Origin of the sequence: Citrobacter sp. RHBSTW-01044 (assembly GCF_013781945.1) — a bacterium.
Lineage (GTDB): Bacteria > Pseudomonadota > Gammaproteobacteria > Enterobacterales > Enterobacteriaceae > Citrobacter > Citrobacter braakii.
The window spans coordinates 1,049,383-1,075,729 of the sequence record NZ_CP056180.1; the positions used below are offsets into that span (position 1 = coordinate 1,049,383).

The 26,347-nt window shown below is 52.3% G+C and carries 26 protein-coding genes and 5 tRNA genes; 14 read left to right on the forward strand and 17 right to left on the reverse strand.

What is annotated here, in order from left to right:
* The first annotated feature begins 124 nt into the window (after positions 1 to 124).
* From alaS to luxS, 11 genes are all read left to right on the forward strand, one after another.
* Positions 125 to 2,752 (forward strand): alanine--tRNA ligase, encoded by a 2,628-nt coding sequence (alaS, locus tag HV352_RS05055; protein ID WP_181635245.1) that lies wholly within the window; start codon positions 125 to 127, stop codon positions 2,750 to 2,752.
* Positions 2,753 to 2,990: 238 nt separating this feature from the next.
* Entirely contained in the window at positions 2,991 to 3,176 is a 186-nt protein-coding gene (gene csrA / locus HV352_RS05060; RefSeq protein WP_000906486.1) for a carbon storage regulator CsrA, read from the forward strand.
* A 336-nt stretch (positions 3,177 to 3,512) separates the two neighbouring features.
* Positions 3,513 to 3,605, forward strand: a tRNA-Ser gene (locus HV352_RS05065).
* 3 nt (positions 3,606 to 3,608) lie between these two features.
* Positions 3,609 to 3,685, forward strand: a tRNA-Arg gene (locus HV352_RS05070).
* A gap of 91 nt (positions 3,686 to 3,776) precedes the next feature.
* Positions 3,777 to 3,853 (forward strand) — tRNA-Arg (locus HV352_RS05075).
* A gap of 192 nt (positions 3,854 to 4,045) precedes the next feature.
* Positions 4,046 to 4,122: transfer RNA gene (locus HV352_RS05080), tRNA-Arg, on the forward strand.
* A 192-nt stretch (positions 4,123 to 4,314) separates the two neighbouring features.
* A tRNA-Arg gene (locus HV352_RS05085) sits at positions 4,315 to 4,391 on the forward strand.
* Between the two features lie 249 nt (positions 4,392 to 4,640).
* Positions 4,641 to 5,207 (forward strand): fructose-1-phosphate/6-phosphogluconate phosphatase, encoded by a 567-nt coding sequence (yqaB, locus tag HV352_RS05090; RefSeq protein WP_181635246.1) that lies wholly within the window; start codon positions 4,641 to 4,643, stop codon positions 5,205 to 5,207.
* Positions 5,204 to 5,632: a YqaA family protein gene (locus HV352_RS05095; RefSeq protein ID WP_003825961.1), complete on the forward strand. Its 429-nt coding sequence runs from the start codon at positions 5,204 to 5,206 to the stop codon at positions 5,630 to 5,632. The genes yqaB and HV352_RS05095 overlap by 4 nt, the downstream gene beginning before the upstream one ends.
* Before the next feature lie 77 nt (positions 5,633 to 5,709).
* Positions 5,710 to 7,266, forward strand: a complete 1,557-nt coding sequence (gene gshA, locus HV352_RS05100; protein ID WP_016154161.1) for a glutamate--cysteine ligase — start codon at positions 5,710 to 5,712, stop codon at positions 7,264 to 7,266.
* A 149-nt stretch (positions 7,267 to 7,415) separates the two neighbouring features.
* A complete protein-coding gene (luxS, locus tag HV352_RS05105) occupies positions 7,416 to 7,931 on the forward strand; it encodes an S-ribosylhomocysteine lyase (protein WP_016154160.1) in 516 nt (171 codons plus the stop codon).
* Positions 7,932 to 8,072: 141 nt separating this feature from the next.
* On the opposite strand, the gene emrB is transcribed toward luxS, so the two are convergent.
* From emrB to HV352_RS05175, 14 genes are all read right to left on the reverse strand, one after another.
* Positions 8,073 to 9,611 carry a multidrug efflux MFS transporter permease subunit EmrB gene (gene emrB, locus HV352_RS05110; protein WP_016154159.1) on the reverse strand — a complete coding sequence of 513 codons (1,539 nt, stop codon included), beginning with the start codon at positions 9,609 to 9,611 and terminating at the stop codon, positions 8,073 to 8,075.
* A 16-nt stretch (positions 9,612 to 9,627) separates the two neighbouring features.
* Positions 9,628 to 10,800 (reverse strand): multidrug efflux MFS transporter periplasmic adaptor subunit EmrA, encoded by a 1,173-nt coding sequence (emrA, locus tag HV352_RS05115; RefSeq protein ID WP_016154158.1) that lies wholly within the window; start codon positions 10,798 to 10,800, stop codon positions 9,628 to 9,630.
* Between the two features lie 130 nt (positions 10,801 to 10,930).
* Positions 10,931 to 11,461 carry a multidrug efflux transporter EmrAB transcriptional repressor EmrR gene (emrR, locus tag HV352_RS05120; RefSeq protein WP_003037300.1) on the reverse strand — a complete coding sequence of 177 codons (531 nt, stop codon included), beginning with the start codon at positions 11,459 to 11,461 and terminating at the stop codon, positions 10,931 to 10,933.
* A gap of 90 nt (positions 11,462 to 11,551) precedes the next feature.
* Complete coding sequence (gene ygaH / locus HV352_RS05125; protein WP_016154157.1) at positions 11,552 to 11,887, reverse strand: L-valine transporter subunit YgaH; 336 nt, start codon at positions 11,885 to 11,887, stop codon at positions 11,552 to 11,554.
* Complete coding sequence (locus HV352_RS05130) at positions 11,877 to 12,614, reverse strand: AzlC family ABC transporter permease (protein ID WP_019077531.1); 738 nt, start codon at positions 12,612 to 12,614, stop codon at positions 11,877 to 11,879. Before HV352_RS05130 ends, ygaH begins: the two co-directional genes overlap by 11 nt.
* 122 nt (positions 12,615 to 12,736) lie before the next feature.
* Positions 12,737 to 13,921: an MFS transporter gene (locus tag HV352_RS05135; protein WP_016157303.1), complete on the reverse strand. Its 1,185-nt coding sequence runs from the start codon at positions 13,919 to 13,921 to the stop codon at positions 12,737 to 12,739.
* A gap of 179 nt (positions 13,922 to 14,100) precedes the next feature.
* Positions 14,101 to 15,096 (reverse strand): glycine betaine/L-proline ABC transporter substrate-binding protein ProX, encoded by a 996-nt coding sequence (gene proX, locus HV352_RS05140; protein ID WP_016154154.1) that lies wholly within the window; start codon positions 15,094 to 15,096, stop codon positions 14,101 to 14,103.
* Between the two features lie 68 nt (positions 15,097 to 15,164).
* Complete coding sequence (gene proW, locus HV352_RS05145) at positions 15,165 to 16,229, reverse strand: glycine betaine/L-proline ABC transporter permease ProW (RefSeq protein ID WP_016157302.1); 1,065 nt, start codon at positions 16,227 to 16,229, stop codon at positions 15,165 to 15,167.
* A complete protein-coding gene (gene proV / locus HV352_RS05150) occupies positions 16,222 to 17,424 on the reverse strand; it encodes a glycine betaine/L-proline ABC transporter ATP-binding protein ProV (RefSeq protein ID WP_016157301.1) in 1,203 nt (400 codons plus the stop codon). The genes proW and proV overlap by 8 nt, the downstream gene beginning before the upstream one ends.
* Before the next feature lie 354 nt (positions 17,425 to 17,778).
* A complete protein-coding gene (gene nrdF, locus HV352_RS05155; RefSeq protein WP_103928507.1) occupies positions 17,779 to 18,738 on the reverse strand; it encodes a class 1b ribonucleoside-diphosphate reductase subunit beta in 960 nt (319 codons plus the stop codon).
* A 10-nt stretch (positions 18,739 to 18,748) separates the two neighbouring features.
* Entirely contained in the window at positions 18,749 to 20,893 is a 2,145-nt protein-coding gene (nrdE, locus tag HV352_RS05160) for a class 1b ribonucleoside-diphosphate reductase subunit alpha (RefSeq protein ID WP_181635247.1), read from the reverse strand.
* Entirely contained in the window at positions 20,866 to 21,276 is a 411-nt protein-coding gene (gene nrdI / locus HV352_RS05165; protein ID WP_016157298.1) for a class Ib ribonucleoside-diphosphate reductase assembly flavoprotein NrdI, read from the reverse strand. The genes nrdE and nrdI overlap by 28 nt, the downstream gene beginning before the upstream one ends.
* Complete coding sequence (gene nrdH, locus HV352_RS05170) at positions 21,273 to 21,518, reverse strand: glutaredoxin-like protein NrdH (RefSeq protein ID WP_016157297.1); 246 nt, start codon at positions 21,516 to 21,518, stop codon at positions 21,273 to 21,275. The genes nrdI and nrdH overlap by 4 nt, the downstream gene beginning before the upstream one ends.
* A 225-nt stretch (positions 21,519 to 21,743) precedes the next feature.
* Entirely contained in the window at positions 21,744 to 22,175 is a 432-nt protein-coding gene (locus HV352_RS05175; protein ID WP_016154147.1) for a carboxymuconolactone decarboxylase family protein, read from the reverse strand.
* Positions 22,176 to 22,265: 90 nt separating this feature from the next.
* Here HV352_RS05175 and HV352_RS05180 point away from each other — a divergent pair, with 90 nt between their 5' ends.
* The gene (locus HV352_RS05180; RefSeq protein ID WP_181635248.1) at positions 22,266 to 23,600 is read left to right on the forward strand and encodes a PLP-dependent aminotransferase family protein; all 1,335 of its coding nucleotides are present in this window, start codon (positions 22,266 to 22,268) and stop codon (positions 23,598 to 23,600) included.
* 124 nt (positions 23,601 to 23,724) lie between these two features.
* Positions 23,725 to 24,075 carry a DUF2002 family protein gene (locus HV352_RS05185; RefSeq protein ID WP_016154145.1) on the forward strand — a complete coding sequence of 117 codons (351 nt, stop codon included), beginning with the start codon at positions 23,725 to 23,727 and terminating at the stop codon, positions 24,073 to 24,075.
* Positions 24,076 to 24,111: 36 nt separating this feature from the next.
* Here the strand turns inward: HV352_RS05185 and alaE are convergent, their stop codons facing one another.
* Positions 24,112 to 24,561 (reverse strand): L-alanine exporter AlaE, encoded by a 450-nt coding sequence (gene alaE, locus HV352_RS05190; RefSeq protein WP_016157294.1) that lies wholly within the window; start codon positions 24,559 to 24,561, stop codon positions 24,112 to 24,114.
* 557 nt (positions 24,562 to 25,118) lie between these two features.
* Between alaE and stpA the strand changes: the two genes are divergently transcribed.
* Complete coding sequence (stpA, locus tag HV352_RS05195; protein WP_016154142.1) at positions 25,119 to 25,520, forward strand: DNA-binding protein StpA; 402 nt, start codon at positions 25,119 to 25,121, stop codon at positions 25,518 to 25,520.
* A 36-nt stretch (positions 25,521 to 25,556) separates the two neighbouring features.
* Here the strand turns inward: stpA and HV352_RS05200 are convergent, their stop codons facing one another.
* Both HV352_RS05200 and HV352_RS05205 read right to left on the reverse strand, forming a co-directional pair.
* Entirely contained in the window at positions 25,557 to 25,736 is a 180-nt protein-coding gene (locus tag HV352_RS05200; RefSeq protein ID WP_016154141.1) for a hypothetical protein, read from the reverse strand.
* Between the two features lie 80 nt (positions 25,737 to 25,816).
* Positions 25,817 to 26,344: a rhodanese family protein gene (locus HV352_RS05205; protein WP_016154140.1), complete on the reverse strand. Its 528-nt coding sequence runs from the start codon at positions 26,342 to 26,344 to the stop codon at positions 25,817 to 25,819.
* Positions 26,345 to 26,347: the final 3 nt, after the last annotated feature.

A 26,347-nucleotide genomic window follows, 5' to 3' on the forward strand; every position in this document is an offset into this window, starting at 1 on the left:
ATACGGGATTTTACTTCCCAGTAAAGAAAACTTATCTTATTCCCACTTTTCGATTGCCAGAGGCGCAGTTTACGTGCCGATGCTGGTAATGACATTTCGTTAGCTTGATTTCTTCAGGATAATTATGAGCAAGAGCACCGCTGAGATCCGTCAGGCGTTTCTCGATTTTTTCCATAGTAAAGGACATCAGGTAGTTGCCAGCAGCTCCCTGGTACCGAACAATGACCCTACTTTGTTGTTTACCAACGCCGGGATGAACCAGTTCAAGGATGTGTTCCTTGGCCTCGACAAGCGTAATTATTCCCGCGCAACCACCTCGCAGCGTTGTGTGCGTGCGGGCGGTAAGCACAACGACCTGGAAAACGTCGGTTACACTGCACGTCACCATACTTTCTTCGAAATGCTGGGCAACTTCAGCTTCGGCGATTATTTCAAACATGATGCTATTCAATACGCATGGGAACTGCTGACCGGTGAAAACTGGTTTGCCCTGCCAAAAGAGCGTCTGTGGGTCACCGTCTATGAAACTGACGATGAAGCCTATGAAATCTGGGAAAAAGAAGTTGGCATTCCGCGCGAACGTATCATCCGTATCGGTGATAACAAAGGCGCGGCTTATGCTTCCGACAACTTCTGGCAGATGGGTGATACCGGCCCTTGCGGTCCGTGCACCGAAATTTTCTACGACCACGGCGACCACATTTGGGGTGGCCCTCCGGGAAGCGCAGAAGAAGATGGCGATCGCTACATTGAGATCTGGAACATCGTCTTCATGCAGTTCAACCGTCAGGCTGACGGCACCATGGAACCGCTGCCGAAGCCGTCCGTGGATACTGGTATGGGCCTTGAGCGTATTGCGGCCGTGCTGCAACACGTTAACTCCAATTATGAAATCGACCTGTTCCGTTCACTGATTGAGTCCGTGGCGAAAGTCACCGGCGCGACCGATCTGAGCAACAAGTCGCTGCGCGTTATCGCTGACCATATCCGCTCCTGTGCATTCCTGATTGCCGATGGCGTTGTCCCGTCGAATGAAAACCGTGGTTATGTGCTGCGTCGTATCATTCGTCGCGCGGTACGTCATGGCAACATGCTGGGCGCGAAGGATACCTTCTTCTACAAGCTGGTTGGTCCGCTGGTGGACGTCATGGGCTCCGCAGGTGAAGAACTGAAGCGTCAGCAGGCTATGGTTGAGCAGGTTCTGAAAACCGAAGAAGAGCAGTTTGCGCGTACACTGGAGCGTGGTCTGGCGCTGCTGGATGAAGAACTGGCAAAACTGTCCGGTGATACACTGGATGGCGAAACCGCATTCCGTCTGTATGACACCTACGGTTTCCCGGTTGACCTGACGGCGGACGTTTGCCGCGAGCGCAACATTAAGGTTGACGAAGCGGGCTTTGAAGCTGCAATGGAAGAACAGCGCCGTCGCGCACGTGAAGCCAGCGGCTTTGGCGCAGACTACAATGCGATGATTCGTGTTGATGGCGCCTCTGAATTTAAAGGCTACGAACACCTGGAACTTAACGGCAAAGTGACCGCGCTGTTTGTTGATGGTAAAGCGGTAGACGCAATTAACGCAGGTCAGGACGCAGTTGTCGTACTGGATCAGACTCCGTTCTATGCGGAATCTGGTGGTCAGGTTGGCGACAAGGGTGAACTGAAAGGCGCAGGCTTCGCGTTTGCCGTGAGCGACACGCAGAAATATGGCCAGGCCATTGGTCACATCGGTAAGCTGTCTGCGGGTTCTCTGAAAATTGGCGATGCAGTACAGGCTGATGTTGATGAAACTCGTCGTGCGCGCATTCGCTTGAACCACTCCGCAACGCACCTGATGCACGCGGCGCTGCGCCAGGTACTGGGCACGCATGTGGCACAGAAAGGCTCGTTGGTTAACGATAAAGTGCTGCGCTTCGACTTCTCTCATACTGAAGCTATGAAGCCTGCTGAAATCCGTGCCGTTGAAGATCTGGTTAATGCGCAAATTCGTCGCAATCTGCCGATTGAAACGAACATCATGGATCTCGAAGCGGCGAAAGCCAAAGGCGCAATGGCGCTGTTTGGCGAGAAATATGACGACCACGTGCGTGTTCTGAGCATGGGTGATTTCTCTACCGAACTGTGTGGTGGTACTCATGCCAGCCGTACGGGGGATATTGGTCTGTTCCGTATTGTGTCTGAGTCAGGCACTGCGGCGGGCGTTCGTCGTATTGAAGCTGTGACCGGTGAAGGCGCTATCCAAACCGTGCATGCTGAGAGCGATCGCTTAAGCGATATTGCGCAGCTGCTGAAAGGCGATAGCCAGAATATTGGTGACAAAGTTCGTTCCGTGCTGGAGCGTACGCGTCAACTCGAAAAAGAATTGCAGCAATTGAAGGAACAGGCTGCGGCGCAGGAGAGTGCAAATCTCTCCAGCAAAGCGGTTGATATCAATGGCGTGAAGCTGCTGGTCAGCGAACTCGCGGACGTTGAGCCGAAAATGTTGCGTACCATGGTTGATGATCTGAAAAATCAACTGGGGTCTACCGTTATCGTTCTGGCAACGGTAGTGGAAGGTAAGGTTTCTCTGATTGCAGGTGTGTCTAAGGATGTGACAGATCGCGTGAAAGCAGGGGAACTGGTTGGAATGGTCGCTCAGCAGGTAGGCGGTAAGGGTGGTGGTCGTCCGGACATGGCGCAAGCCGGTGGTACGGATGCTGCGGGTCTGCCAGCAGCGTTAGCCAGTGTGAAAGGCTGGGTCAGCGCAAAACTGTAATAATTATAAGCGTAAGTCGACGCTGCGGACTTCAATCCGCAGCGTTTGTATCAACGCTATCGACAACGATAAAGTCAGGTTGAAGTTGTGTATATCGGCTAAACTTAGGTTTAACAGAATGTGATGCCGTGACTGCTTACACTTAGGTGTTTGTCATCGCTTACTTTTTGGCGTTATATGATGGATAATGCCGGGATACAGAGAGACCCGACTCTTTTAATCTTTCAAGGAGCAAAGAATGCTGATTCTGACTCGTCGAGTTGGTGAGACCCTCATGATAGGCGATGAGGTCACCGTGACAGTTTTAGGGGTGAAGGGCAACCAGGTGCGCATTGGCGTAAACGCCCCGAAAGAAGTTTCTGTCCATCGTGAAGAGATCTACCAGCGTATCCAGGCTGAAAAATCCCAGCAGTCCAGTTACTAAGGTTTTCGCGTCTCACCTTTCTGGTGAGGCGCAACCTGATTGAATTATCCCTTTTCTTCTCTTTTCTTCTTCGTTTTCCTCATTTTTTCGATTCTCATCCGCGCATTGCCTTTCCCTGCGATTTTTCCGTTTGTTCATTGCTTCAGGAAATTGCCAATTTATCTGTTGATAAAACACTCTTTTTGCCGTTTTTGCAGACTAATTGCGCGTGAAATGTGCAAACGATAAAAGCGCTGGAAAAATTGTTTGACTTATAAGTCCCAGAAAGTAATATGTGCGCCACGCAGCGACGATGAGCAGAAACAAGTTCTTCGAAGCACTCGCAAGAGGCGTGTTGGTGAGGTGGCCGAGAGGCTGAAGGCGCTCCCCTGCTAAGGGAGTATGCGGTCAAAAGCTGCATCCGGGGTTCGAATCCCCGCCTCACCGCCATTTGCATCCGTAGCTCAGCTGGATAGAGTACTCGGCTACGAACCGAGCGGTCGGAGGTTCGAATCCTCCCGGATGCACCATCTTCTCTGCAATAGCGCATTAGCGTTGTTACAGAAAATCGATATCACTTTAGCAGCGATATCAAATCTGCAGTAAGTAAGTTTCCCTGATGCATCCGTAGCTCAGCTGGATAGAGTACTCGGCTACGAACCGAGCGGTCGGAGGTTCGAATCCTCCCGGATGCACCATCTTCTCCGAGATAACAGCAAAACTGTTGTTTCATGGTCTGCGAGATAATCGCGAGCACCAGGGAGGATAACGTTGCTTCAGCAACGGCCCACAGGGCGAGGCGCAGCCGAGTAATCCTCCCGGATGCACCATCTCTTACTTGATATCGCTCATTACGATATCAATATCGGCAGTAAAGCAAGTTTCCCGATGCATCCGTAGCTCAGCTGGATAGAGTACTCGGCTACGAACCGAGCGGTCGGAGGTTCGAATCCTCCCGGATGCACCATCTTCTCCGAGATAACAGTAAAACTGTTGTTTCATGGTCTGCGAGATAATCGCGAGCACCAAGGAGGATAACGTTGCTTCAGCAACGGCCCGCAGGGCGAGGCGCAGCCGAGTAATCCTCCCGGATGCACCATCTCTTACTTGATATCGCTCATTACGATATCAATATCGGCAGTAAAGCAAGTTTCCCGATGCATCCGTAGCTCAGCTGGATAGAGTACTCGGCTACGAACCGAGCGGTCGGAGGTTCGAATCCTCCCGGATGCACCATCTTCTCCGAGATAACAGCAACACTGTTGTTTCATGGTCTGCGAGATAATCGCGAGCACCAGGGAGGATAACGTTGCTTCAGCAACGGCCCCAGGGCGAGGCGCAGCCGAGTAATCCTCCCGGATGCACCATCTTCTCTCCTTTGAATCATTTCCACATACTCCCGGAACACCCCTTAATTCGCTGTCAGCGACAAAATCAATCAATTACGATAAAATAACGTCTGGTCATTCGGCTTGTGAGAAGACGATGTACGAACGTTATGCGGGTTTGATTTTTGATATGGATGGCACCATCCTGGATACCGAGCCAACGCACCGTAAGGCGTGGCATGAGGTATTGGGGCATTATGGATTACGTTTTAATGAACAAGCCATGGTCGCCCTCAATGGCTCCCCAACGTGGTGTATTGCCCAGTCGGTAATTGAATTGAATCATGCCGATCTTGACCCTCATGCATTGGCGCGTGAAAAAACCGACAAGGTGAGAAGTATGCTGCTGGATAGCGTCCAGCCTTTGCCATTGGTTGACGTCGTGAAAGCCTGGCATGGTCGTCGTCCTATGTCGGTAGGTACGGGGAGTGAAAGCGCGATTGCGGAAGCTCTGCTCGCACACCTTGGGCTGCGTCGCTATTTTGATGCTGTAGTCGCAGCCGATCACGTACAACACCATAAACCTGCTCCTGATACGTTTTTGCTCTGTGCCGAACGTATGGGTGTTGCTCCGGCGCGCTGTGTCGTATTTGAAGATGCCGATTTTGGACTGCAGGCGGCGCATGCCGCAGGAATGGATGCTGTGGATGTCCGGTTATTGTGAGTGATGGACTATCGCTCCTGTCACTGTTTGCCAGCAGTTTTCTCAGCGCTACGCTATTACCCGGCAATTCTGAAGTTGTTTTAGTTGCTTTGCTGGTCTCTGGGGTAAGTCATCCCTGGGTCTTAGTCTTAACAGCAACAATGGGTAATAGCCTTGGAGGGTTAACTAACGTTATCCTTGGGCGTTTCTTTCCATTGCGTAAAACATCGCGCTGGCAAGAAAAAGCCACTGGCTGGCTGCGGCGCTATGGCGCTGTCACACTATTATTAAGCTGGATGCCGGTTGTGGGTGATTTACTGTGCCTGTTAGCTGGATGGATGCGCATCTCGTGGGGTCCAGTACTTTTTTTCTTATGCCTTGGCAAGGCGCTGCGCTATGTAGTTGTCGCAGCGGTTACGACGCAAGGCATTATGTGGTGGCACTAATTGTGTTGTGAGATAGCCTTCAGGGTAACCAATACCATTATGCTAATTAAAACGATTTTGACAGGCGGGAGGTCAATTTGATCCCGGACGTATCACAGGCGCTGGCCTGGCTGGAAAACCATCCTCAGGCGTTAAAGGGGATTCAACGTGGGCTGGAGCGCGAAACGCTGCGCGTTAATGCAGATGGGTCATTAGCAACGACAGGCCATCCTGAGGTGTTAGGCTCAGCGCTAACGCATAAATGGATAACCACTGACTTTGCCGAAGCGCTGCTGGAGTTTATTACGCCTCCAGGCGACGACATTGAGAAAATGCTCACGTTCATGCGCGACCTGCATCGGTATACCGCCAGGAATCTGGGCGACGAGCGTATGTGGCCGTTGAGCATGCCTTGCTATATTGCCGAAGGCCAGGATATCGAACTGGCGCAGTACGGTACGTCGAATACTGGTCGTCTGAAAACGCTGTACCGTGAAGGCCTCAAAAACCGTTACGGCGCGTTGATGCAGACTATCTCCGGCGTACACTACAATTTCTCATTGCCGATGGCTTTCTGGCAGGCGAAATGTGGCGTAACGGACGGCGAAGATGCTAAAGAGAAGATCTCCGCGGGTTACTTCCGTCTGATCCGCAACTACTACCGTTTTGGTTGGGTGATCCCGTATCTGTTTGGCGCCTCTCCGGCCATTTGTTCCTCTTTCCTGCAAGGAAAACCGACAACCCTGCCGTTTGAAAAAACCGACTGTGGGATGTATTACCTGCCGTATGCGACGTCGCTGCGCCTGAGTGATTTGGGCTATACCAATAAGTCGCAAAGCAATCTCGGAATTACGTTTAACGATTTGCATGAGTATGTGGCAGGATTAAAGCGCGCGATTAAAACCCCTTCCGAGGAGTACGCGGCGATCGGTCTGGAGAAGGACGGTAAGCGTCTGCAAATCAACAGCAACGTTCTGCAGATTGAGAATGAGCTGTATGCGCCTATTCGCCCGAAACGCGTCACTCGTCGTGGCGAAACGCCTTCTGACGCGCTTCTGCGTGGCGGTATTGAGTACATCGAAGTTCGCTCACTGGATATCAACCCGTTCTCACCGATCGGCGTGGACGAGCAGCAGGTGCGATTCCTCGATCTGTTTATGGTCTGGTGTGCGCTGGCCGATGCCCCGGAAATGAGCAGCGATGAATTGCTGTGTACGCGTAAAAACTGGAATCGGGTGATTCTCGAAGGTCGTAAGCCTGGACTGACGTTAGGTATTGGCTGTGAAACAGCCCAGTTCCCGTTGCCTAAGGTAGGGAAAGATCTGTTCCGTGATCTGAAACGCGTGGCACAAACGCTGGACAGCATCGATGGGGGAGAGGAGTATCAAAAGGTCTGTGATGAACTGGTTGCCTGTTTTGACAACCCAGAACTGACTTTCTCTGCCCGCATCCTACGGTCTATGATTGATGAAGGCATTGGCGGCACGGGTAAAGCGCTGGGTGAGGCTTACCGAAATCTGCTGCGTGAAGAGCCGTTAGAAATATTGCAGGAAGCGGAATTTATTGCTGAAACCGAGGCTTCAAAGCGTCGTCAGCAGGAGATCGAAGCGGCTGATACTGAGCCGTTTAGCGTGTGGCTGGAAAAGCACGCTTGATACAAAAGAAAAAGGCCACTCGGGAGTGGCCAAAATTTCATCTCTGAAAACAGGGATGATGATAACAAATGCGCGTCTTTCATATACTCAGACTCGCCCCGGAACAAAGAGTTCAGATTATTTTCAAAAAATTTATCGGAGGTGGCTAAATGCCGTTGTTAGATAGTTTTACTGTCGATCACACCCGGATGGAAGCTCCCGCGGTCCGGGTTGCAAAAACGATGAACACCCCGCATGGCGACGCAATCACCGTGTTTGATCTGCGTTTCTGCATTCCGAACAAAGAAGTGATGCCTGAGAAAGGTATCCACACGCTGGAACACCTGTTTGCAGGTTTTATGCGTAACCACCTCAACGGCAACGGCGTGGAGATTATCGATATCTCTCCGATGGGATGCCGCACTGGCTTTTACATGAGCCTGATTGGTACGCCAGACGAGCAGCGTGTTGCCGACGCGTGGAAAGCGGCGATGGCGGACGTGCTGAAAGTGCAGGATCAAAACCAGATCCCGGAGCTGAACGTTTACCAGTGTGGCACGTATCAGATGCACTCTCTTAGCGAAGCACAGGATATCGCACGTCATATTCTGGAGCATGATGTACGCGTTAACAGCAATGAAGAGCTGGCGCTGCCGAAAGAGAAACTGCAGGAACTGCATATTTAGTCATACTGATTAGTTGTTCCAGTATTTAAATTAACCTCGGCTTATAACCGGGGTTTTTTATTGCCTCCCGTAAACCATCTCCCTGGGAGGTGGTTTACGGGGCAATAAAAAAGGGATCCGCAGATCCCTTTTATCAGATATTTAGTGCGCGCCACCGCCGCCGCCGCCCGCACCGAAGGGTGGCTTGGCAAACCACACCAGGCCAAGCAAGACCAGGAAGATCCCCGCCGACATCCAGAAGATTTCGTTGGCGGAAATAATCAGCCCCTGATTGGTGATCTGCTGGGCTATCCAGCCTGACGCCTGCTGGTGCGTCATCCCTAAATCCTGCAGCTTATCGTACATTGCCTGCGCGTTTGGATTGTAGGGATTAACGGATTCCGTTAACTGCGCATGGTGAAGTGACTCACGGTTAGTCCACATCGTCGTCGTAATTGATGTGCCAATAGAGCCGGCCAGCGTTCGCGTAAAGTTCGACAAACTTGATGCCGCGGCCAGACGCTCAGGCGGTAAGCCGGACAGCGTGATAGTCGTCAGCGGCATAAAGAAGCAGGCTACCGCGAAACCCTGAATAAACTGTGGCCAGGCCGATGCGCCAAAGTCCATACCCGGTTCGAACGTCCACGCACGCCAGTAGAAACAGACGGCGTACATAATAAAACTGAACGTAACTAACCGACGCATATCAAGCTTGTGCGCGAAGCGGCCGATAATCGGCGATAAGATCACCGGAATCACCCCAACCGGCGCTGACGCCAGACCGGCCCAGGTTGCTGTATAGCCGTATACCTCCTGCAACAGCTGCGGCAGCAGGACGATTGCGCCGAAGTAGAGCATATAGGCCAGACTGATACACAGACAGCCGATGGTAAAGTTGCGCGACTTAAACAGCGAGAGGTCGACAATGGGGTGCTCGTCGGTAAGCTCCCAGACGATCAGGAAGCTGATGGCGACAACGGCGACCACCGTCAGGATGATAATCTCCTGAGAGGCGAACCAGTCCAGCTCTTTGCCGCGGTCGAGCATGATCTGCAAGCTGCCGATACCAATGACCAGCAGGGCCAGACCAATGGCATCGATGCGCCGCTGCTCGGTTTTGGTTTCCCGACCGCGCAGGGTTTGCAGGGTCATCAATACCACCGCAGCACCGATTGGCACGTTGATGAAAAATATCCAGCCCCAGTGATAGTTGTCGCTGATATAGCCCCCAAGAATAGGGCCGCATATCGGGGCAACAATCACCGTCATCGACCATAGCGCCAGAGCGATAGAACGTTTGGCGGGAGGATAGTTATTCAGCAACAAGCTTTGTGACAGCGGAATTAATGGACCGGCGACAATCCCCTGGATTACGCGGAAGAAAATCAGCATGTTCAGGCTGGTGGACATCCCGCATGCCCATGACGCAATGACGAAGGCGATAGTTGACCACATGAATAGCCTTACTTCGCCAAAACGCTTTGCCAGCCAGCCGGTGATCGGAATCGAGATAGCGTTCGCCACCCCGAATGAGGTGATCACCCAGGTACCCTGGCTCAGTGAAGAGCCGAGGTTCCCGGCGATAGTGGGGATCGCCACGTTAGCAATGGTGGAGTCCAGCACCTGCATGAATGTCGCCAGGGACAGCGCGATCGTCATAATGACGAGCTGCGCGCCTTCCAGCGGTTTTTGCTGTTGCATCACACGCACCTTTGAATTAGCCCGCGTTGGCCTGCACGATCTCTTCGATCATCTTATTGACCGGAGCAAGGTTGATTTCCCGTGCATTACTTTCTGATACCGGCGTGGTGCGAACCTGGCTTGCCAGAATTTGTCCGTCACGATTTGAGGTATCTACCGTAACCAGCGTAGATAAACCGATACGCAGCGGATGCTGCGCCAGCTGCTGTGCATCTAGTTCAATACGCACCGGCAGACGCTGGACGACTTTGATCCAGTTACCCGTTGCGTTTTGTGCTGGCAGCAGGGAAAAGGCGCTGCCCGTACCCATATCCAGCCCGACAACCTTACCGGTATATTTCACGTCATCGCCGTAAATATCGCTGATAACGGTCGCAGGTTGACCGATACGCATGTGCGCGAGCTGTGTTTCTTTGAAGTTGGCATCCACCCACAGGTTAGTGGCTGGAACGACCGCCATCAGCGGCGTGGTCGGGCTAATTTGCGCTCCCGGCTGCACGGAACGACGGGAAACATAGCCAGTCATTGGGCTGACGATTCTGGTTCGTTCCAGCGCCAGCCAGGCATTGCGCACTTCAGTGGCAGCCTGTTGCACGGCGGGCTGGTCTTCCAGCTTACTGCCGAGAATCATCGCCTGGTTGGCATTATATTGTTGGATAGCCACATCAAGCTGAGCCTGAGCGCTGGCGACGGCATCACGCGCATGTTGCAGCTCTTCGCGGCCAATCAGGTTGGCGTTGCCCAGCGGGACACGGCGATTAAAGTCGCTTTGTGCCTGCGCCAGCGCGGTTCTCTGCACTTCAATGCTTGCCTGTAACTGCTTGCTATTGATCATCAACTGGTGCGTCTGACGCACGCTGGAAGCCAGCGCAGTTTTGGCTTTTTCAAATGCCTGCTTTGCGTCTGTCTGGTCGAGGGTGACCAGCACATCGCCTTGTTTTACAAAGTCAGTGTTATCAGCCCAGACTTTCGTCACGCTGCCTGATACCTGCGCCATGATTTGAACTTGGTTCCCTGCCACGTACGCATCGTCTGTCTCTTCGACATGACGCAGTACTAAAAACCAATAAATCCCATATGCCACGGCAATAATAATAAAGAGCAAGGTCAGAAGGAGCAGCATACTTTTACGTTTGCCATTCTTCTTGACCGGTTGCTGCGGGGTTTGAGTCTCCGCATTTACGCTCATGTTGTTCTCCACGATCTTCTTTTTTTTCACATCGGCTGAGCCGACCTGTTTATCAGACAGGCCAGCAGTATGCGTGCTGGCCTGTCGGTTTTTTCATTTATAAATCTGGATTTCTGAGCGAGTCGGCGCGTTAGCGCAACGCTTCTAATACCGCGCCATCCTGTTCCATCTGGTCAAGACGGGTCAGAAGTTTACGGGTAATTTGCTCAAGCTGATCTTTTTCGGTGGTGCTGAGAGATGACCAAAGCTGATGCAGGCAGTTATGCTGAGGCGGTAACACCTCTTGCAAAAATGCGTGGCCTTTCTCGGTCAATTGCAGATGCAGACAGCGGCGATCGTTATCGCTTTCGCGACGTTCGATCCAGCCACGTTTTTCTAACTCATCCGCAATGCGGGTTGCGTTAGTGCGTGACGAGCCAAGCGCGCAACTCAGTTCAGAAGGCTGAATACTGTGGTTTTCCTGAGACTCCAGCGTAATCAACGCCATAAACAATGTCTCGTTAATCCCTTGAGCTTTCAGCATCTTATTGCGGTTTTCCAGCAGCTTGCCCTGCATGTGCATGCATAGACGAGTCAGAAGCACTTCCTGATAAGGGAACTCTTCGTAGCGGCTGGCGCGAAATTTTAGCATTTGTTCAATGGGCGTAAACGAACTATCCATTTGGGTATAACCTCATTAATTTCAGCCGATATAGTAACGACAGTGACAAATAAAGTAAATGTATTATTTATTTAAAATGATTGTTTTTATCTATAAGACAATCAGCATTTTCCAGGCTAATCCATAGCCCAGAGCACTCAGTAAGGTTGGAATGATGATGCTGCGGGTCTTATAGAAGCTTGCGCCCAGTATGACAAACCCCACCAGCGTAGGCACGAACCGACGAGAATCGTGCATCACTTCTGGCGCGGTAGACACCACCAACAGGGCGCAAATTGATGCAATGCCAATGGTGTCGAGTAATATGCCCGTCGCGCCGCGCTTCGTCGGGCGAACATTCCCCACTCCAAGACGGAGCGGCAAATAACGAAAACAGTAGTTAACGCAGCCGACCAACAGGCCAAGCAGCAGGACCTCATAGCTCATCGGGACCTCCCTGCCAAAATGACTGGATAAGAGCCGTCAGACATCCGCAGACAATGCCTGCAAGGATGGCGGCAGGAATGGAAAACAGCATGACGCCAGCCAGCGCGCCGGCCAGTGCTGCAGTCACGCAGAGTGCTTGTTGACGCTGGAAAGAGGCGAGCAGGAAGCTCATGAACAGCGCCGGGAGCATGAAGCCCAACGCGGCTTCAACTGCCGGGTAATCCTTGAGTAAACCACTACCGGAAAACGCGCCGATCACCGTGCCAAACACCCAGGAGGCCCAGGAGCATAGCGCAATGCCGATCATCCAGTTTTCACTCCAGCGCCGGTTATCCCGTACCAGCTTCGCCGTGGCGGCGGCAAAGACTTCATCGGTGAGGCCAAAGGCCCACAGCGCGCTTTTGGGTTTGCTCAGTCGCTGGGCGATTCGGCTACGCAGGGAAGGTCCGTACAAAACATGGCGTACATCCATGGCCATGACGGTCAGTGCGGCGACCCACAAAGAACTGCCTGCGGCGAGCATTGTGGTGATGACAAACTGGCTGGCTCCCGCATAGATAATGCAGGAGAAAAACACGCTTTCAACCGGAGTAAAGCCAAGGCGAGTGGCATTGAGACCAAATGCAAAAGCGACCGGAATATAGCTGATGACTATTGGCAGGCTGTCTTTGAATCCTTCAGTTAGCGTCGCAGAACTGGGTTCAGACTGGGATATCGGGCTTTCCATAGGGTTATAGGTTTCATTACCGAAATTAATATAACTTGGTTCAATGAGTTATAACCTTAGCAGACTGATGGGCTCCTTAACACCCTGCGGAGCCCAATCAGCGGTAAACATACGCTATATGCTTAATTTACGGCTTCCTGACGGTGATATCCTCGCCACCAGACCAACAGGTTGAGTAGGGCAACGGTCGTACCGGCCAGACAAACGCCAGCCCAACCGGCATGCTGCCAGGCGGAGGCCGAAATCAGCGAACCTGCCGCCCCGCCAATAAAATAGCTGGTCATGTATCCGGCGGTCAGGCGATTACGCGCGTTCGGATGAATGCGATAGATAACCGTCTGGTTGGTGATATGCACACCCTGAACGGTGAGGTCCAGGACCAGGATACCGATAATCAGCATTGGTACGGAACTATGCCCTAACCAGATAGCCCACCAGGAGAGCAGCAGTAATAACAGACCTGTGGTCGTGGTGAGATGTGATTTTCCCTTATCGGCAAAACCACCTGCCGGACGCGCGCCTAACGCCCCTGCGGCCCCTGCCAGGCCAAACAGCCCGATCGTTCCTTCGGAGTAGTTAAACGGCGGCGCGGCGAGCAAAAACGCCATAGAGGTCCAGAGAATACTGAAATTGGCAAAGGTCAGGCAGCCCAGCATCGCGCGGGTACGCAGCAATTTATCATGGATAAACAGGCTGAATACGGAGCCTAACAGTTGCGGATAGTTGAGATGAGTATCTGATTTCATCTTCGGCAGACCGCGCCACAGCGCAATCGCCATCAGCGCCATTAATATCGATGCGACCCAAAATACGGTGCGCCAGCCGCCAAGATTGGCCAGTAATCCCGCCACGGTGCGCGCCAGCAGGATACCCAGCAGCAGGCCGCTCATAATGGTGCCGACAACTTTACCGCGCTTATCCGGCGTGGCAAGCGTCGCCGCCAGTGGAACCAGAATCTGTGCCACTACCGAGAACAACCCGGTCAGGGCGGTGCCGAGGATCAGCATGCCCAGCGACTGGCTGCTGGCGGTAATAAGCATGCCGCCTGCCGCTAACAGCGTCATGGAGACGATCAGCATCCGACGTTCAAACATATCGCCAAGCGGTACTAAAAACAGCAGGCCGGCGGCATAGCCGAGCTGGGCCGCGGTGACGATAAAGCCAGCGGTGCTGGCCGATAGCGAAAAGTTACGCGCGATGGTGTCGAGCAGCGGCTGCGCGTAATAGTTACTGGCGACGGCGAGGCCGGTGGCGATAGACATTAACAGGATCAGCGAAGGGCTAAGTCCCTGAGTGGTTTTCGTCATGGTTTTCAACTGAAAAATGGGTTGCAGAAAACAATCATAACGTAAGTGATTAAATGTTGCTGATTTGTTGGGTGATGGATTGTGCGGTTGGGAGGAGGGCGTGTAGGCCGGATAAGGCGCATCGCGCCACCATCCGGCATTGGTGTGATGGCGCTACGCTTATCAGACCTACGAGGGGGTTATTTCTGCGCAGCCAGCGCTTCTTTCACCCAGCCATCAAACTGTTGCTGGTGGGCTTTGATCCAGCCGTCAACGTGACCCTGCACGTCGGCTTCAGATGCTTTCCCGTCGTGCATCATCGCGTTCTGCGCGTTGATATCCGCCAGCGGCAGCTTCATGACGGCAAACAGTTTCGCCGCAGCCGGGTTTTTCTCCGCCCAGGCTTTGTTGGCGACGATATGCATAGTGTTCACCGGGAAGCCGTAGTTGGCGCCGTTTGGCAGCTTGGTATCAATGTCTTTCTGCTCGCCTGGCAGGGAAGAGAACGGCACCTGCAGCCAGACCACATCTTTACCCGGTTTCATTACGTCGCTCACCCAGTACGGTGTCCAGGTGTAGTAAAGAATGGGTTTGCCTTCTTTAAAGCGGGTAATGGTGTCAGCCATCATCGCCGCATAGTTACCGTGGCTGACCTCGACGGTTTTTTCCAGATCGAAGGCTTTGTTCTGGTGGTTGATCACCGCTTCGCAGCCCCAGCCCGGCGAGCAGCCCATCATGTCTGCTTTTCCGTCGCCGTTGGTGTCAAAAATTTTGGCGATCTTCGGATCTTTTAACTGAGCAATGTTGGTGATTTTATACTGCTCAGCGGTTTTTTTATCGATCAGATAACCTTGCGCGGCACCCGTAACGAATACCCCCTCGCGATAGAACTTTTTGTCTCCGCCCGCTGCGGCATACATATCATCATGCAGCGGCTGCCAGTTCACAGCGGTAAAAGTTGCATCGCCAGAGGCAATGGAGGTATAGCCGACGTTGTAGTCAACTTCGCTTGTTTTGTTAACGGTATAACCCAGTTTCTCCAGCGCACGGGCGACCAGTTGCGTCTGGAAGGATTCTTCAGAGATAGTGCTCTGGATTGGCTGTACAGTGATGCCTTTGCCTGGCAGATCGGCAGCGAAAGTGCTGGTGGAGACAAGGGTGGCAAACGCTGTGGCAATAATGACGTTCTGTCGCATCGTTGTTCCTTAATTATTGGAGGGACGTATAGGCCCGGTAAGCAATACGCCACCGGGCAACGGGTGAATTACTTCGTGAATGGGCGAGTGATAAGCCCAACGGGACCGGTGGTGTACCAGCGACGGTTGCCACGGCTACGGGCGTCGCGACCGACAGCCTGCGTCAGGCGGTCGAGAATGATGGCGAGGATCACGATCCCAACCCCGCCGACGGTGGCAAGCCCCATATCCAGACGACCGATTCCGCGCAGAACCATCTGACCCAGTCCGCCGACGGCGATCATCGACGCGATGACGACCATTGAGAGCGCCAGCATCAGCGTCTGGTTGACCCCGGCCATAATGGTAGGCATCGCCAGCGGGAGCTGGACTTTAAACAGCATCTGACGCGGGCTGGCGCCAAATGAGCGCGAGGCTTCAATCAAGTCGGCTGGCACCTGGTTAATCCCCAGAATGGTCAGACGCACGATTGGCGGCAGGGCGAAGATAATCGTCACCACCACGCCCGGGACGTTACCAATACCAAACAGCATGACGATCGGCACCAGATAGACGAACGCCGGTGTGGTTTGCATGGCGTCCAGCAGCGGACGAACAATTTTTGCCGCCCGTGGACTGCGCGCCAACCAGATCCCCATGGGTAGACCGATCACCACGCAGAACAGCAGCGCGGTTAGTACCAGCGCCAGGGTGATCATGGCCTGTGACCACGCGCCGATGGCTCCGATTGCAATCAATGAAATCAGCGTAGCAACGCCCATTCCAACGCCGGAAATCTGCCAGGCAATCAGAGCGAACAGGATAATCGCCACCGGGGCTGGCATACCCAACAGAAGCTGCTGGAAGCCGTTGAGAATATAATCCACCGGGACTCGAATGCCCTGGAAAACTGGACGGAAATGGGTAACGACCCAGTCGATCCCTTCTGTGACCCAGCTATCCAGCGGGATCAGCGTTTTATGGAACGGATCCATAATATTGAAATGCTCTGGCGCCGGCGCGGGTGCGCTGGTCAGCCAGTCTGCGCCACCGCCGTCAGCTGGCGCGCCTGATGGCGTACTCCAGGCATCGGCGGTTTGTGCGGCACTGTCGGCCGCTGGTGTGGTATCCCACGGATTGGTTTGATCAGCCATTGTTTGCCCCCTCACGATCTAAAGCCTGTAACAGCATGCGTTTTGAAATGATGCCCACATACTGTTGTTCCTCATCAACAACCGGCACCGCGCACGGGGCCTGGCCGACATGAGAAAGCAACTCGCTGAGAGGAGTTTGTGCATCCACGGCTAGCGGCTCATCGATCAATGCCGCTTCAATACCTTGCGCCTGACTTAATGCTGTTTTTAAAGAGTCGATAGAGACAACGCCGACGAATTTATTGCCGCGCTCGATCACGTAACCATATTCGCGATCTTTGTCCTGCAATAATTGCAGCGCTGAACGTGGACCGACCCCGGGCGTTTTACGAATTAAACCTTCAGGGCTACGACGTGAAATATCCTTGGCACTAAAGACCTGGCTAATATCAACGCCGCGGAAGAAGGTGCGTACATAATCATTGGCCGGATTATTCAGGATTTCATCTGGCGTGCCGACCTGGACCACTTCACCGTTTTGCATAATGGCAATTCTGTCGCCAATACGCATAGCTTCGTCGAGATCGTGGGAAATAAAGACCACGGTACGTTGATGTTTCGCCTGTAGTTTTACCAGTTCATCCTGCATCTCGGTACGAATTAACGGATCGAGGGCAGAAAAGGCCTCATCCATTAATAAGATGTCAGGGTTAATGGCTAATGCACGGGCGAGGCCCACACGCTGGCGCATCCCTCCGGAAAGTTCATCCGGGTATCCGTGAGCATAATTCTCCAGACCAACCTGACGCAGCGCATCTAACGCTTTTTCACGACGTTCATCCGCGCCAACACCGGCTAATTCCATGCCGAATGCCGTATTGTCCAGGACCGTCATGTGCGGCATCAGGGCAAAGGACTGGAAAACCATCGCAATCTTTTTTCTGCGCACCTCGCGAAGCTCAGCATCGGATATCCGGGCGATGTCTACGCCGTCAATCAATACTTGCCCGCGGGTGGGTTCAATCAGGCGATTGAGAAGGCGTACCATTGTGGATTTACCCGAACCGGATAATCCCATGATGACAAATATCTCGCCTTCTTCAATGGCCAGACTGGCGTTCTTAACGCCAAGCGATAGCCCTGTTTTATCCAGAATCTGCTCTTTTGAAAGTCCTTTTTCAATATATTTGAAGGCTCTCTGCGGATGCTCTCCAAATATCTTATAGAGATTTTTAACTTCTAATTTAATTGCCATGCAATAGAATGATTCCTGTTATTTGTTTATATCGATATATTACCTGATGGAAATAGTGACCTTTTTCTACCCTAACATACTGAGAATCTGAGACAACCCTGAATTTGTTTGTGGCACGAATATTGCTGAAGGCCATGTGGCGGGACTTCCCGTGATATAAGGGCTGAGCGCGAATGTGAATGGGGTAATATTTTTTGTAAATGGCAATGAAAAGTCGCCTGAATTGCTGAAATGCAGGCGAATAATGCGGCTGATATTGAGTGTAGATCACACAATTATATTTGCACGACAAAAGTGTGATCCTGTTAGAATATTTCCGCGAAAAATGTACGGTATTTTCCGCGGAAATGAGCGCTAGAAATTCCAGTCGTCGTCTTCGGTTTCGACAGCTTTTCCCATCACGTATGATGAGCCGGAACCCGAGAAGAAATCGTGGTTTTCGTCAGCGTTGGGCGACAGCGCAGCAAGGATTGCCGGGTTAACCTCCGCCATTTCTGGCGGAAATAATGCCTCATACCCCAAATTCATTAATGCCTTATTGGCGTTGTAGCAAAGGAAGGCTTTGACGTCATCCACCCAGCCGGTTTCTGCATACAATTCTTCCGTATAACGCGCTTCGTTATCATACAATTCCATCAGCAGGTCGAGGGCAAAATTCTTTAACTCCTCGCGTGCGGATTCAGAAATGTGCTCCAGACCTTTTTGATATTTATAACCAATGTAATACCCGTGAACGGCTTCATCACGAATGATCAGACGAATGAGATCGGCGGTATTGGTCAGTTTTCCGCGGCTGGAGAAATACATTGGCAACCAGAAGCCGGAATAGAACAGGAAGGATTCCAGAAACACGCTGGCAATTTTTTTCTTCAGCGGTTCTTCGCTGGCGTAATGTGTCAAAATGATCTGCGCCTTGCGCTGGAGTGGGGTATTTTCTTCACTCCACGCGTAAGCCGCATCCACGTCTTTGGTCTGGCAAAGAGTGGAGAAAATTGAGCTGTACGAACGGGCGTGAACCGCTTCCATAAAGCTGATATTCGATAGCACCGCCTCTTCATGCGGCGTTAACGAATCGGCCATCAATGCTGGCGCACCGGCTATGTTCTGAATGGTGTCGAGCAGCGTCAGCCCGGTAAAAACGCGGATAGTCAGCTGCTGTTCGGCGGCGTTCAACGTTTGCCAGGCCGGGATATCGTTGGAGAGCGGGACCTTTTCCGGTAGCCAGAAGTTACTGGTCAGGCGATTCCAAACCTCGAGATCTTTATCATCCTCAATCTTGTTCCAGTTGATGGCACTTACGCGGGATAATGTCATGTTGTCCTCCTTACAGCGCGCATGACACGCAACCTTCGATTTCGGTTCCTTCCAGCGCCAACTGGCGTAGTCGGATGTAGTACAGCGATTTGATGCCCTTACGCCAGGCGTAAATTTGCGCTTTGTTGATATCGCGAGTGGTGGCGGTATCGGGGAAAAAGAGCGTCAGTGAAAGCCCCTGATCGACATGCCGCGTTGCTTCAGCGTAGGTATCAATGATTTTTTGTGGACCAATCTCGTAGGCATCCTGATACAAGGCCAGATTCTCATTGGTCATAAACGGGGCAGGGTAGTAAACGCGCCCGGTTTTGCCCTCTTTGCGAATCTCCACTTTTGACACGATCGGGTGAATGCTTGATGTCGCATGGTTGATGTAGGAGATAGAACCCGTTGGCGGAACCGCTTGTAAATTCTGGTTATAAATGCCGTAGCGCATGACATCTTCACGCAGCTGCGACCACATTTCGCGCGTTGGCAGCGTAATGCCGCTGGTGGCAAACAGTGTGCGAACCTTGGCGGTTTTTGGCTGCCAGTCGCCCTGCAGATACTGGTTAAAATACTCACCGCTGGCGTAGCGGGACTGTCTGAATCCGGCAAAGGTTTTGCCGCGCTCGCGGGCGAGCTTCATCGACGTATTCAGCGCATGCCAGGTGATGGTGTAGAAATAGAGATTGGTGAAATCCAGCCCTTCAGGTGAGCCGTAGGCGATACCTTCCCGTGCCAGATACCCGTGCAGGTTCATCTGCCCAAGACCGATAGCGTGCGATGCGCTGTTCCCGGCCTCAATTGAGGGTACGCTGCGGATATGGCTCATGTCCGAAACGGCCGTTAAACCGCGAACCGCCGTTTCCACGGTGCGCCCAAAGTCTGGCGAATCCATGGTATGAGCAATATTCAACGAGCCGAGGTTGCAGGAGATATCGTGCCCTGTTTGCGCGTAATTGAGGTTTTCATCGTAGGTGGAAGCGCTGTTAACCTGCAAAATCTCCGAGCACAGGTTGCTCATATTGATACGACCGGCAATCGGATTGGCGCGATTCACCGTGTCTTCAAACATGATGTAAGGGTAGCCGGACTCGAACTGGATCTCGGCCAGTCGCTGGAAGAAATCGCGGGCGTTAATGTATTTTTTGCGCACTCGTTTGTCGGCAACCAGTTCGTCATACCGTTCAGTTACGGCGATATCACCGAATGGTTTGCCGTAAATGCGTTCCACGTCATACGGTGAAAACAGCGCCATTTGGGCATTTTCTTTGGCTAACTGGAAGGTGACATCCGGGATCACCACACCAAGCGAGAGCGTTTTGATACGGATTTTCTCGTCGGCGTTTTCACGTTTGGTATCGAGAAAACGCAAAATATCCGGATGATGCGCGTGCAGATACACCGCGCCCGCACCCTGACGCGCCCCTAATTGATTCGCATAAGAAAACGCATCCTCCAGCATTTTCATTACCGGGATCACCCCAGAGGACTGGTTCTCAATGCGCTTAATGGGCGCACCCGCCTCACGCAGGTTAGAGAGCAAAAATGCCACGCCGCCGCCGCGTTTGGAGAGTTGCAGCGCCGAGTTGACCGCCCGTCCAATTGACTCCATGTTGTCTTCAATGCGTAACAGGAAGCAGGAAACCAGCTCGCCGCGTTGCTGTTTACCGCAGTTTAAAAAGGTTGGCGTGGCGGGTTGAAAACGCCCGGAGAGCATTTCATCGGTCAGTTGCAGAGCGAGCGCTTCATCGCCCTGCGCCAGAGTGAGCGCCACCATCGTTACGCGATCCTCAAAGTCTTCGAGATAGCGCTTCCCGTCGAACGTTTTCAGCGTATAGCTGGTGTAGAACTTCCATGCGCCGAGGAACGTCTGGAAACGGAATCCGCTGGCGTGGGCGTGGGCGAATAGCTTCAGCACAAACGCGCGATCGTAGCGGGCTAACACGCTGGCATCGTAATAGCCTTCATCCACCAACGTGTCCAGACGCGCCTGCTGGCTGGCAAACGCCACCGAGTTGGGGCGGACGTGGGCGGTAAAGAATGCCTCCACCGCCTGATGGTCTTTGGCGAACTGAATGCGCCCGGCCTTATCGTACAGATTCAGCATGGCGTTCAGGGCGTGATAATCCAGCGTCTGCTGTTCTACACGTTCTGTGGTTGTCGTTGCCAAAATTCGCTCACTCCTTTTTGCACGTTGTCGATATCGCTTTGGGTGCCCATCAGCTCAAAGCGATAGAGCCACGGCACGCCGCATTTTTGTGAGATGACATCACCCGCGCGACCGTAGGCGTCCCCGAAATTGCGATTGCCGGAGGCGATCACTCCACGGATTAACGCCCGGTTGTGCGTATCGTTTAAAAAGCGGATCACCTGTCTCGGGACCGCGCCAGCTGTACCGCCGCCACCGTAGGAGGGCACGATTAAAATGTAAGGTTCGTCTACCCGGATCCGCTCGCGTTCGTTAAGCGGAATGCGGATGGCAGGCAGCCCCAGACGCTGCATGAAGCGGTGCGTATTTTCGGAGCTGCTGGAAAAGTAGACGAGCTGACTCATGCGCTGGCCACTTGAGGAGCCGGGCGCAGACGGTTGATCATGTCCGGGCGAAATCCTGACCAACTGGTTTCCCCTGCGACCACGACCGGTAACTGACGAAAGCCTTGATCGCGCAGGCGATCAGCCATATCGGGGTGTAAATCGACGTTTACCATCTCAAAGTCAAACCCGCGGCTTTCCATCGCCCGCTTAGTGGCGTGGCACTGAACACAGTTGTTACGAGTGTAAATAACAATGCGCATGATTCGTATTTCCATCTAAAAGTAAAAGAATGACGCGATAGAGGGCGTCAGGTTGTGTGTGTCTTGATAGAGGAGATACTAGATGTAGTTTTAAAAAGATTCAACCATACAAGATATGGTAATTTTAGATTGATGAGGGCATGGGTGATGAGCGTGACGGAGGAGGTGATAGAAACTATGGTAGGTTGCCGGATGGCGTTTATGTCGCCATCCGGCAGCGCAGAATCACATGCGCATCCCTACCGCCAGACGGTTAAAGCAGTTCATCAGGCTAATAGCAAACGTCAGATCGCTAATCTCTTTCGCGCTAAAATGGTCGAGCAGCGGCAGATAAACGTCATCTTCGGCATGGGTGCTGGCTATATGGGTGACGGATTCGGCCCACGCCAGCGCTGCACGCTCCTGCTCGCTGAAGTGATGACTCACCCGCCAGCCTGCCAGCGCGTCCAGTTTGGCCTGCGCAACACCGGATTTGCGCAGCGCCTTACTGTGCATTTCCAGGCAAAAGGCGCAGCCGTTGATTTGCGAGACTCGCAGGTAAATCAGTTCCGTCAGCGTAGGTTCCAGCGCGCAGTTTTCCAGCGCTTTGCTGGCCTGAACCAAAGCGTTATAGATTTCAGGACTGAGTTCATAATAGGGCTGGCGTAACATTGTCATGGTATTTCTCCTCGTTTGGATGACCCGCAATGTAGCACTATAATGGACTGCTACAGAGAGCCATATTGTTGCCAAAAAAGCAGACCATAAATGCCACGCTATCAGCAAATCGCCCGTCAGTTAAAAAACGCCATTGAGAAAGGTGAACTAAAGCCAGGCACAAGATTGCCCTCCAGTCGGACCTGGGCCCAGGAGCTGGGGGTATCACGTTCGACGGTGGAAAATGCCTATGCAGATCTGGTGGCGCAGGGCTGGCTCGCGCGACGCGGGCAGGCAGGAACATTTGTCAGTGAGCAACTGCGACCGGAAAACGCACCTGTGTCTCCCGCCATCTTCGCCGGAGAAAACCCCAGGCCACAGCCTTTTCAGATGGGATTACCCGCACTCGATCTCTTCCCGCGGGACGTCTGGGCGCGGGTGATGGGGCGGCGTTTACGCACCCAAACGCGTTTTGACCTGGCCGTGGGCGATGTTTGCGGCGAACGGGTGTTACGTCAGGCGATTGTCGATTACCTGCGCGTCTCACGCAGTATTGAGTGCCAGCCGGAGCAGATTTTTATTACTTCAGGCTACGCGGCATCAATGACGTTAATCCTGCGCGCTCTGTCTCAACCCGGTGAGGGGATGTGGGTCGAAGATCCTGGCTTTCCGTTGATTCACCCCGTGGTGGCTCAGGAGCGCATTGAGCTGATGCCGGTGGCAGTTGATGCCGATGGCCTGGATGTCTGCGCTGGGATCCGTGACTACCCGCAGGCGCGTTTTGTGCTGCTCACACCCGCACACCAAAGTCCGCTGGGCGTCGCCCTGTCATTAGACCGTCGCCACCAACTGCTTGAATGGGCGACTCGGGAGCAGGCGTGGATCATTGAAGATGATTACGACAGTGAATTTCGCTACCACGGTAAACCGTTGCCGCCGCTAAAAAGTCTGGATGCGCCCCAGCGGGTGATTTATGCCGGAACGTTCAGCAAATCGATGTTTCCGGCTTTGCGCACGGCATGGCTGGTGGTATCCCTGACTCAGGTCGAACATTTTCGTCAGCAGGCGGCGCTAACGGCCTGTAGCGTTCCGGTTTTATGGCAGCAAACGCTGGCGGATTTTATGCAAGATGGCCACTTCTGGCGGCACTTAAAACGTATGCGCCAGAATTATGCCCTGCGACGTCAATGGATGGAAAACGCGCTGAGCGAACAAGGATTTAACGTCATTCCTCAGGAAGGAGGGATTCAGCTGGTGATAACTGTCGACGGAGATGATGTTGCGCTAGTGCGCAAAGCGAATCAGGCCGGGCTGGCGGTTCAGGCGTTAAGCCGCTGGCGAATAACTTCAGCAGGAAAGGGAGGAATATTGCTGTCGTTTACCAACATCAGCTCGGTGGAAATGGCGCAGCAGGCGGCGTATCAATTGCGGATGGCGCTGACATAAATCTGCGCGGTTCTTAAGATATTCGTCCCACCATCGCCACTCGTTTATGGACTTTTCTGAAAGCGTTGCTAATGCTGAATCAGGTAAGGTAAGCCCGCAGTAAAAAAGATAACGAGGAAAATATATGTATTTACGACCTGATGAGGTGGCGCGCGTACTTGAAAAAGTGGGCTTTACCGTCGATGTAGTGACGCAAAAAACGTACGGCTATCGTCGTGGCGAAAATTATGTGTACGTTAACCGTGAAGCACGTATGGGACGTACCGCATTAGTTATCCATCCCACGCTAAAAGAGCGCAGCTCTTCGCTGGCGGAACCTGCGACGGATATTAAAACCTGCGATCACTACCAGCAATTCCCGCTATATTTAGCCGGAGAGACTCACGAACATTATGGTATTCCGCACGGCTTCAGTTCGCGAATTGCGCTTGAGCGTTATCTGAGTGGGTTGTTTGGCGACGTTAGTTCAAACTAATAATGCGACTGGCAGGGCCAGTCGCGAAGAGATCTGTCAGGCTTTAGCCTGGTGATAGCTGCTGACCTTAAACAGGCGGCGGCAATAATCAAGAAAGTAGCCATAGACCGCGCCCATCAGCATTGATACCACGATGTTCGAACTTACTGCAGCCGTAATCTGGTGCCAGTCGGCGCCAACCGTCAAAAGAATAATCATATACACTGGTGACTGGAAGGTGACATAAGCCAGCACGTCCGCCAGATTTTTCCCCCATCCTGCCTGCGTGGCTTTACGCGCCGCGCGCATAAACAAATCGCGATACATGCCGTATGGCCACGCGATCAGGATGTTGACGGGGATAGCCACCAGTCTGGAGTACAGAGACTGTTCGAAGCTCATTCCTGAAAGGAATATTTCGATCAACATGTTCACGACAGAACAATAAACAACCATCGCGAACGTGTCTGCTACTGCATGACGCAAGCGTGACTGCGGAGAGAACATGTTAATGCTCCTTGTAAAAAGGGAAAAAAAGGTTTTGAATACCTTCTTGCTAGTGATTTGTCTTGCTGCTTTCGCGTTTGAATAGGATATCTGCCTGGATAATAACTAGCAACTAGCTTAAAATTTTTATTTATTACCTTTTTGTCGATAAAATGCTCTGTAATGGTTTGTTTTTTGTTCGTTTTGGTATTTTCGTTGCTGATTTAATTAAAGGCATTTTAGATCAATGGGTTATGGAAATTTGTTTTTCTGAATTTTTTGCGCTCCTTTTCTCAATGTTGACTAATGTGCAATATGTATACGCACCGGCTCCGCGCGATGTTGTGGCCTGTTTCTCGAGTGATACCCTGAGATTCCTTGTAGGTATATTTATAGCGACTATCAGAGGAATAGAATATATCGCATAGGCGATATCAAAATGGATGCAATAAATACACGAATTAGCTTTTTTGATTAGTAATATGCGAATAAATTAGACTGGAAATATAATAAGCAGTTGCATACAATATTTAGGGTAATACCGTTTTTATGTTTTACGTTAAAGAGGTTTTGTTAATATGAGTTCAATGTTAAAAAACTTAAATAATATCCGCTCGCTGCGTGCAATGGCTCGTGAATTTTCCGTTGATGTGCTGGAAGATATGCTTGAAAAATTCAGGGTAGTGACCAAAGAACGCCGCGATGAAGAAGAACAACTACAGCGCCAACGTGCAGAACAGCAGGAAAAAATTAATACTTTGCTGGCGCTGATGCAGGCAGACGGGATCAATCCGGAAGAGCTACTGAGCATGACGCCTGCGACGGCAGGTTCAGTTAAAAAACGTCAGCCGCGCCCGGCGAAATATCGTTTTACCGATCTCAATGGTGAAACAAAAACATGGACCGGACAGGGTCGCACACCGAAGCCAATTGCCCAGGCGCTGGCTGCCGGTAAATCTCTTGATGACTTTTTGATCTGATTATTAATGCGGTGAGGGCGACCTCACCGCTTATTTTCAGCAAACGCCAAAATCACCCTCTTCGGTATATCGCGTCACGTCAGCTGCTTTCAGCGTGAATTTTTCGCCGCTTTCATTACTGGCGTGTACCGCCACAATGTGATCGCCATTGACTTCGACAACTTTCAGTTTAGGTCCACCCATGCGTGGTTGAACCAGATCGCCAGGTTTAAACATATTGCTCTCCTTTATTTATCGCAGAACTCACCATAGATCACGTCAATCAGCGGGTACAGTGCAGTTTCAATGATTACCGCTTAATGAGTACGTCGGTTCCAGGGCATGATATCCAGCAATCGCGCCATGCCGCAAAAGCCGGTCACGCCAGCGAGTATTAGCCCGGCGCCCACAAAACCGCTCAGCAGGAAGAAGGCGCTGCTAACGGTGTAGCCCAGAATGACGCCGAGTAAGGCAAGGCTACCTGCGGCTATCTGCACCTGGCGCATCAGCGGTAACGGTTGTGAACGATCTTTTGCCACCGGAAAACCTGCGGCTTTCCAGCCGTCAATGCCACCTTCCAACAACCAGACCTGCGCAGGCGCGGCAATAGCGTTCAGTTTTGTCGCCGCGTTTTGTGTACGTTTGCCTGACTGGCAGTGAAAAATCACCTGCCCGGCGCGTAAATTCGCAGGCAGCGATCCCTGCTCAAGCGTAGGTAATGGCGCCAGATGCGCCTCCGGAATATGCTCGTACAGATACTCGTCAGCATCGCGGATATCAATCAGTTTTGCGCCTTGTGCGACCAGCGTCTGCGCCTCGCGCGGGGAAATCGTCCCAATGGTCATGAT